The organism is Bartonella sp. AP20NXHL, assembly GCF_042196165.1.
In the GTDB taxonomy this organism is placed as follows: domain Bacteria; phylum Pseudomonadota; class Alphaproteobacteria; order Rhizobiales; family Rhizobiaceae; genus Bartonella.
Window position 1 is genome coordinate 22,137 of record NZ_JBHIPV010000013.1, and the last position, 8,991, is coordinate 31,127.

At 37.4% G+C, this 8,991-nt stretch carries 8 protein-coding genes; all 8 read left to right on the forward strand.

Annotation, left to right across the window (positions count from 1 at the left end):
* Window positions 1–194: 194 nt before the first annotated feature.
* Entirely contained in the window at window positions 195–3,434 is a 3,240-nt protein-coding gene (locus ACFILL_RS07530; protein ID WP_375643612.1) for an autotransporter outer membrane beta-barrel domain-containing protein, read from the forward strand.
* Between the two features lie 764 nt (window positions 3,435–4,198).
* Window positions 4,199–4,453 carry a hypothetical protein gene (locus ACFILL_RS07535; RefSeq protein ID WP_375637801.1) on the forward strand — a complete coding sequence of 85 codons (255 nt, stop codon included), beginning with the start codon at window positions 4,199–4,201 and terminating at the stop codon, window positions 4,451–4,453.
* A 95-nt stretch (window positions 4,454–4,548) separates the two neighbouring features.
* On the forward strand, window positions 4,549–5,238 hold the full coding sequence (locus ACFILL_RS07540; protein WP_342753383.1) for a hypothetical protein: 690 nt from the start codon (window positions 4,549–4,551) through the stop codon (window positions 5,236–5,238).
* Entirely contained in the window at window positions 5,223–5,375 is a 153-nt protein-coding gene (locus ACFILL_RS07545) for a hypothetical protein (RefSeq protein ID WP_375643614.1), read from the forward strand. Before ACFILL_RS07540 ends, ACFILL_RS07545 begins: the two co-directional genes overlap by 16 nt.
* A 42-nt stretch (window positions 5,376–5,417) precedes the next feature.
* Window positions 5,418–5,720, forward strand: coding sequence for a hypothetical protein (locus ACFILL_RS07550; protein ID WP_375631527.1), 303 nt, complete (start codon window positions 5,418–5,420; stop codon window positions 5,718–5,720).
* Window positions 5,710–5,895 carry a hypothetical protein gene (locus ACFILL_RS07555; RefSeq protein ID WP_375631529.1) on the forward strand — a complete coding sequence of 62 codons (186 nt, stop codon included), beginning with the start codon at window positions 5,710–5,712 and terminating at the stop codon, window positions 5,893–5,895. Before ACFILL_RS07550 ends, ACFILL_RS07555 begins: the two co-directional genes overlap by 11 nt.
* Window positions 5,896–5,910: 15 nt before the next feature.
* On the forward strand, window positions 5,911–6,282 hold the full coding sequence (locus ACFILL_RS07560; RefSeq protein WP_342753379.1) for a hypothetical protein: 372 nt from the start codon (window positions 5,911–5,913) through the stop codon (window positions 6,280–6,282).
* Window positions 6,283–6,440: 158 nt separating this feature from the next.
* Window positions 6,441–8,991 (forward strand): autotransporter outer membrane beta-barrel domain-containing protein (locus tag ACFILL_RS07565; protein WP_375643615.1); only part of this gene is annotated, 2,551 nt, incomplete at its 3' end.

The window sequence follows — 8,991 nt, forward strand, 5'->3', positions numbered from 1 at the left end:
ATTTATATTTTTACGCGTATTTATAAATAATACAATTTTAAATTGTGATATTTTGAGATTCTGGCTTTACATAAAACATGTGGTCGATATATAAAATACAAAACGTATTTTAAATTATTACGCGTAACCAAAGTTATTAAACAGAACGCGTTTTTTTTGTTTTTAGGGAAGGGGAAGAAAGTTTGTAGAAAATTATGTTTAAAAATCATCTCTCTTTATGTCATTTTACAACGGTTATTTTTTTCTTTGTATACAATACTGATGCAGGTGAGACTTCTTCTGAGAAGAAGCAATATTCATGTAACGAAGGTGCTTCATTTTATCGCTGTAATGATGGTAAAACGCATGAAATTTCCAAGAAAACTTATCAACTTACAGGTGAAAGTTCTGATGCTGCCATAGAGGCATCAGGGAAAGATACAGTCATTGAGGGAGAGGCTATAATCATTAACGGTGTTTCGAATGCAAATGTCCATTCAGAAACAAACGCTTGGACAACAGCTGTAAAGTCCTCAAATGGGGGAGGCGTTGTTCTATTTGATTCCATGTTAAATAACGTGTCGATAGGGGGCGATGTTAATGAGGAGGGGGCTTTTGAGATGCAGGATGGGGTGATTAAAGCAACCAGAATGGGGATCAGTGTTGCGGGTAAAGGGTCGTTTGTTTCTTTGACCAAGACAGAGATTAAGACATCTTCTGATGCGATAGGTCTTTTGAGTCATAATGGTGCAAAAATTTATATGAAAGAAGGAAAAATTGATTTTACCAGTGGTATTGGTGTCCAAACAGGAGGAGATGGAGAAATTAATTTAGATGGTGTTTCTATTACGGGGAGGGGAAAACAGGGGACAAATACAGGTAATCATCGCGAAGCTTCTGCTTTTAGTATGCTGCAGGGGAAAGGCTCTCTTAATTTCCAGAAGGGAAACGTTAATGTCATTAGAGCGCATGGTATTGCCTTGGAGGGGAATGATAATAATACTGCTCATATCAAATATTCCAATGTTTTTGTGAGAGGGAATGCATTTAATGGCATGCGCTTTTTTTGGGAAGCTGTCTTAAATGATAAAAAAACAATTATGCCTGGAAAAGGGACTGTCTATTTGACAAAGACAACCGTTATGGCTCCAGAAAGTACGGCTATTTACAGCCGCCAATTCGAAAGTTTTGTTAAACTCTCACAACATTCAACAGTTTCTGGTGATTCACTCCTGAAAGCTGTTGAGCATTCCAATGTAAAGATTGAGGCTGATGCTTCTACCCTTGTAGGAGGCGCACATGTTGATGGAAGTTCTACGGCTAAGATAGAGTTAAAAAATGGTTCAAAATGGATTTTATCGCGACCAAGATATGACAAATTGCAAAATTCTGATGCGTCTGGTTCTAATTTAGGGGACTATTCCTTCATTTCATCGGTCAATCTTATGGGTAGTTCTCTTATTTTTAAAGAACTAAAATCCAAAACGACTGATGGTTATCAGACACTTCTTATCGGAAAAGGATCGGGGACTGTTTACCGTGCACAAGGCGATGCGCTTCTTTATCTTAATGCATATTTGGATAAAGGGGGAGCTCTGCAAGAGCAAAAAACTGACCGGCTTTTAATCAATGGTGATCTTGAAGGAAAGACGACAGTCCATGTGTATAGTGTTCCTGGAAGCTCAGGGGCATTGACGGGAGATGGTGGTAATAATCAGGGGATTTCCATTATTCAGGTTTATGGACAAGCTGCTGAAGATTCTTTTCAGTTAAAGGGGGGATATGTCACACTTGAAGCCTCCCCCTATCAGTATCATCTTAAGAGTTATGGTCCAGGCTCTACTTTAGGGGCAGCAGATTCAAATCAAAGAGTGCTTAAAAACTCTGGAACATTTTGGGATTTCCGCCTTGAAAGTCAATTTGTTGATTCTTCCTCTCTTGATCCCACTAAAGTTTTTCCCGTTCTTGATTTGGTTGTCCCTCCTTCTTCTGATGATATTCCTTCTTTTCCTAAAATTCATCCTAATATTACTGGAGGAGAGGATGGTTCTATTGATTCTAACTCTCAGCAAAAACCTCAGGAGCCAAGTCTTTCTTCTCCTGTAGATTCTCCTGATCGGGATTTCCATCTTACGACCACACCTAATGTATCTGATGTTTTTGTGCTTGAGATCCCCCATCCTCCTTCCTCTCTTGCACCTGTTATTCCCGCTATTGCTGAATCTAATCCAGTTGCACCACCTGCATCTGGTTCACCTGTTCCGCCGCATGTTTCACCCACTCCTTCTGTTGTTACTCCAGTTGCATCTGGTTCACTTGTTCCGCCGCATGTTTCACCCGCTCCTTCTGTTGTTACTCCAGTTGCATCTGGTTCACCTGTTTCGCCGCATGTTTCACCCGCTCCTTCTGTTGTTGCACCACCTGCGTCTAGTTTTTCTGTTCCGGCATCTGTTTTTGAGCCTTCTTCTCATTTTGAGCCAAATGTGAGAGTCGTTGTTCCCCAGGTTCTGACTTATATTCTTGTGCCAAATACCTTATTTTATGCTGGATTGATGGATATCAGTAATCAAAACAAGCAGTTGCAATCGCTGCGAACTGTTTCTGGTCGGTTATTGAAAAATGATGGAAATCCCGCTTTGTTTTTACGCGGTTACGGTGGACATCATCGTTATACTTCAAATTTATCTGTACTTAAATATGGTGATTATGGCGGTGAGCTTGATTATAATGCACTAGAGGCAAATATTTTACTCAAGAAAATCGAAAGTGCATACAGTACGACATCTTTTGGGATTATGGGGAATTATGGCAAGCTTTCTTTGCAGCCTCGAAAGGTTAAACAAAGTCAAGAAAGTATATTTGATAAATGGACAATCACGGCATATGGAAGCATGCAGCATGATACGGGTCTTTATATGGATGGTCTCTTTTCTTATGGTTTGTTTAATGGAAATGTTCTCACACTTGAGCGAGGTAAAACAGCTACATTGAGAGGTAAGCCGCTGAGTGTTTCCTTAACTGCTGGTAAAACGTTTATGATCGGCAGCCGATATTTTATTTTTGAACCACAAGTTCAGTTTGTTTATCAAAATCTCCAGTTTCATAAGACTCGTGATATTGATAATTTTAATATTGATATGCGAAGCCCAGATCATTGGGGGATGCGTATTGGTGGGTATTTAACGAAGACACTTACATTTACTAAAGATGCTCATGTTCTTTCATTCTATGGTAAGCTTCATTTCATTCGTAGTTTTGATGATAAACAATTTGTATATTTTAAAGATGCCTTCCAGCTTGGTTCCTTTGGGTCTTCTTTAGAAGCTGGATTTGGTGTTTTTTCGCAATTATCTCCAAAAATTATTTTTCATAGTGACCTGATTTATCAGCATAAATTTACGAATGCCGGATTTTCTGGAACGCATTTTTCTGGTGGATTAAGCTATCACTTTTAATTGTATTTTCCTTTAATATATCCTTTGTGGAAAATATAAGTACAAAGCATGGTTTTATAGTGTTATTTTCTGATTTTTGACTTTATGTATAATACAAAACAACTTATTATGACGGCACATAATAAGAATAATAAGTAGATGAACCAGAGGTGTCTTTTCGATTTTTTATGAAGATAAAATAAAGAAAGTTTAGACTAAATTATGATTAAAGTATTAAAACGCCATGTGTGTGTTTTCTTACGACCTCTATTTTTTCTTCGCGCACAATATAGATGTGAGCGCAGAAGGTTATAAACCCTCATGTAATTCTCTTTTTAAATCGTATTCGTGTGATACAGTTGGTGCTGCTTGTACTTTTGGAAGTCGTAATAAGTTATATATGAGTGGATTGGATAGGAAGGACTACAGGTGTTATTTTTACAATACAATCTCATAACATAGTTATTAAGCCGGAAAAAAGTAAAGGGGAAAAGGCGTTTCAGGAATTGGTGGAATTTTAGAATTAAATAGATCTGAGAAGATTACATCAGCAGTGGTTGTGTCAAAAGACAATAAAACTTCTTTTAAAAAGAGTTCTATTATAGGAAATAGCGAAAAGAAAAGTGGTAGAAATGCCAAGTTATCTCAATCTGTGTTTGGTGTGAAGCAGAGCGGTTTTTTTCTTTGATGAAGGTAAGATTCAGGTTTCTGATGTTCATGACATAGCGATTGAAAGTGCAAAACCGGTTTTTAAGGAAAGGTCATTTGAGTTTCGAGATAGTTCTATGTCTTTGGTTTCTTTTGAAAACTCAGAGATCATTCTTCAGGGACAAAGGGTTCATAGTTTGCATTTTAGAGGAAGTACTTCTCAACATGAATATCAAGAGGGAGTGCTTCTTATAAGTTTAGGTGAATTTCGATTTAAAAAGACTGCTCTTCATGTTCTTGATGGTACGGCTATTTATAGTAACGATGCTAGGAGGTATCCTTATATTACGGCATCAGAGGGGTTCGCGTATTTTTTGCTGATCGGTTATTAGATGTCAAAAATAATTCATTTATCGTTCTTGATGCCTATGCGTCTTTTCTTGCAGGAAGGGAACATGTTGAGAAAGGTTTTTATGATAGTGTTGAGTTGTTCAATCAATCTCTATGGACTGTAAGAGCAAATAAAAATGCGCTTGAAAATAATCATAAAAAAGTTCCATATTGTGTAGGTTCATCTATTTTCTTTGTAAGGCTTATTGATAGTTTTATTTTCTTTCAGAAACCAAGAAATGATTTTTATCAGACACTTCGTGTTAGGAGATTGGATGATGATTATGGTTTAGATCATGCTTACGTTGTAGGAGAGGACGCACGCTTATATGTTAATGCATATCTTACTGCAAATGGTAAAAGCAAGGGAATAAAAGCTGATAAACTTCTTATCTATGGTGATGTTTATGGAAAAAGTAAGGTGCATATTGTCGATGTTACAGTGGCTTCAAAAAAAATAAAGAACCAGAGCAAAGGTAAGCAAAAAGACGATAAAAAAGACAGCCTCAGTGTTTCAATTGTTCAGGTTTATGGAAAGGCTGCGGATGATTCCTTTAAATTAACAACAGATTATGTTGCTCTAAGAGGAGCGCCTTATCGATATAGTGTTCGTGCTTATGGTCCCAATTTTTCTCATAGACAGGTAAAGGTGGGGATGGATCCGTTAAAGAGAAAAATATTGAGTATAATGGAGATTTTTGGGATTTCCGACTTGAAGCTGAATATGTTCAGAAACTTTCTCATCTGCATCATATGCGGTTGGAAAATGATGTGTCTCATTCTTTAAGTACTCATACTCATCATAATAATGTTTTAGCTGATCATGATGCTTCTGTTCTTTACCCTGAAGAGGGCGTTAAAGCTGTTGTCCCACAAGTTTCAGCATATCTATCGATGCCTCATGCTTGTTTCAGGTTGGTTTGATGGATATGAACAATCACAATAAACAGCTGGAAACATTGCGTATTGCTGCTGGGACTTTGGGAGAAAAAGGTAAAAAATCCTGCTCTTTTTGCGCGAGGTTACGGTGGAAGTTATCGTTATGTTTCTGACCTATCTGAGTTTCAATATGGTTATGGTGGAAATTTGAATTATAACGCTATAGAGGCAAGTGTCTTGCTCAATGCGATTGAGGATACACATCACACTTTAAGCTTTGGAATAATGGGGAATGATGGAAAAAATTCTCTACAACCTCAAGATGTTGAAGAAAACAAAAAAGTACATTTGATAAATGGTCTATTACACATATGGCAGCATGCAGTATGATACAGGCTTTTATATAGAGGGTCTTTTTTCCTATGGTTTATTTAAAGGGAATGTTCTCACGCAAGCAAGAGGCAAGACAACAACATTGAAGGGAACACCTTTGAGTGCTTTATTGATTGCGGGTAAGTCATTTATGACAGGACATAAAGGGGTTATTTTGATACCGCAGGTTTAGGTTGTTTATCAAAATGTGCGGTTTGATCAGGCGTTTGATATTGATGGTTTTGATATTGAAATAGAAAAACTTGATTTGTGGGTGATGCGTGTTGGCGGGTCTTTAAGAAAGACGCTTGCTGCTTCTGAAGAGGCTCTGGTTGTTTCTTTCAATGGCAAGTTTCATCTTGCCATGAGTTTTGGAGGAAAACAACGTGTACAGTTTGGAGATGAATTCCAATTAGGGGGTTTTGGTTCTTCTCTAGAAGCTGGAATGGGGGGTAATGCTCAGTTATCTTCAAATTTTTTATTGCACGGAGATTTAACCTATCAGCATCGTCTTAGTAAAACTGGTTTTTCAGAGATGATTTTTCATGCGGTTTACACTACGCTTTTATGTATATTCTGAAATATAGAATAACATTTACATAAATATAGAGTATTTTATGAATTGCAAAGCAAGTATTTATTTGTTATACTTAAAACTATTCATATGTTTAACTTAACATTATTTCAGATCTCATTCACTTTTAAATAAAGCGGGGGAGAAGGATTTGCAAAAGAGTTATGGTTAATATATTTAAAAATTATAGGTTGACTTTTACAACAGTTGCTTTTTCTTTTTTTTGGGTTGTAAATATTAATGCTGGCTTTCATGCTTTTGCAGCTCCCTGTGATGAAACAGGGAGCTTTTATACGTGCAGTGATGGTAAAAAACATACACTTGAAAATAAAACTTATAATTTAAAAAGTTCTCAAGAACATGCTCCTGATTCTGCTCCTATTAAGGCTATATATGTAGAAAAAGCAGGTACAGTTGTTGATGCATCTCAGATAAATGTTTATGGCGATGATTCAGGTCAAATATTGACATATGGTGCATATGCAAAATATGGTGCGCGTCTTAATCTAAAAAATTCAAATTTTAAGAATGTACGTGCTCTTCATGCTGAAAATGCGGTCATTAGCATGACAGATGGGTCAATTACGGAAACTTCTCACGCTATGTATGCATTGGGTGAAGAAGCGGATATTGCTTTAGTGCGTGTAAAGATTGAGATTGAGCCAGACAACCTGCAAGATATCGGGTTTGTGAGTAGACTTGGTGCAAAGATTAGGATGTCAGGCAGTACTGTTACATTTAATGGGAAAGGTAGATTTTCATCATTTTATGGGGGAGGGTATAATTTCGATAGTACTATCATTAAGGGTAAAGGAAAACAAAAAACTACTATCGTCGATGAGGAAGGTTTTGATAAAATACCAGAAGCTTTCGATGTCTCTCAAGGAAGTAATGTTCAATTGAGTAATAGTTCTATTGAACTGAGTGATATGCATGGTTTTTTGGTGAAAAATTCTTCGGTTGATGTGAATGATAAAGAAAAGTTGTTGTGGAAAGCATTTAGTTCATCGGATGAATTTAAGAAGACAAATATTAAGATTAACAAATCCAATGTTTCTGTGCAGGGTAAAGGAGTACATGGTCTGTATTTTTATGGATTAGAACCAGAGGAAGGGTTTAAAATAGCTGATTCAACTAATGAAATGTTGTTACAAGGCAGAAATATCATTATAGGAAAGGCATTTGTTCAGTTATCAAAGACAAACTTTACAGTTCCAGAAGGTATCGCCATTTATAGCACTGGGACTGATGGTTTTGGGGCTAAAGCTACCCTTGAACTATTGGACGATACAAAAATCTCTGGTGACTTATTAATAAAAACTGAAAAAGATTCTTCTCTTCTTGTTCAAGCATATTCTTCAACCCTTATAGGGGGAGTGCGCATTGAAGATAGGTCTCGCGTAGATTTACAGTTAAAAAATGGTTCAACATGGTATCTTACTAAAAGTAAATATCAAGGTTTAGAAGAAAAGGATGTTACGGTTTCATCGCTTTCTACTTTGAGTCTCCTTGATAGTACGCTTGTTTTTGAGAAATATGTCTCTCAAGATTATCAAACATTGCATATTGGAAAGAAAATATACAATAAAGAAGATGTTTATGCATTAGATGATATTGGTAAAACAGCGGGTGTGGATGACGTATACAATAAAGTATACAGTGCGGAAGGTAATTCTCGGATTAAGATGAGCACATTTATGAATAATGATGGTTCATTTGATCCTCAAAAAACTGATCGCGTTTTAATCTATGGTGATGTTTTGGGAACCACGCTCATTGGAATGGAAAAATTTCAAAAAGCTTCAGATCCAAACGTGATTGACGGAAGTCATCAAAGTGTTTCGATTATTCAGGTTTTTGGAAAAGCAAAGGAAGATACTTTTAAGCTTTTGAATGATTATGTTGCGATAAATGGATTTCCTTATCAATATAAACTTCGTGCTTATGGTCCTGGTTCTTCTTCTGGAGAAGCAAGTCCCGAAAATAGATTGGTTGAAGGGGAAGGAGATTTTTGGGATTTTCGTCTCGAAAGTGTTTACATTAATCCTGAATTAGATCCTTCTGAATCTATTTCAGTTCCGTCTATTAAGCCTACGTCCACAGTTTTACCACCTAAATCTGAAGAAGAAACTATACCTTCTGAACGGCCATCAGAGACTATTGCGCCTGAACAACCTCCTTCTGTTAAGCCACCGCTTATACCATCTACACCTTCTTTGCCTGAAACATCTGAGCCGTCTGAAACATTTATTCCTACGGATTCTACTCTCACTCCTTCTGCCCCTGTTTCGCCTGTACTTCCCTCTGTCCCCTCTGTTCCAGAGGACGCTTCTTCCGTGCAACCTATGCCTGCATCGCTTGTTCCAGTTGAAACTTCTACTGATGAGGTTTTGCCATCTAAGCCCTCTGTTTTAGAGGATATTTCATCTACGGATTCTGTTCCCACTCCTTCTGTGCCTGTTGAACCTAGAGTTCCTTTTGTACCAACTGTTCCAGAGTCTCCTTCTACTGATGAGGTTCGTCCATCTGAGCCCTCTGTTCCGGAGGACACTTCATCTCCAGATTCTGTTTCTCCTCCTTCTGCCCCTGTTGAACCTGCACGTCCTTCTGTACCAACTGTTCCAGAGGACCATTCTTTTGTGCAACCTATGCCTGCACCGTTTGTTCCAGTTGAAGATTCTACTGATGAGGTTCGTCCATCTGAGCTCTCTGTTC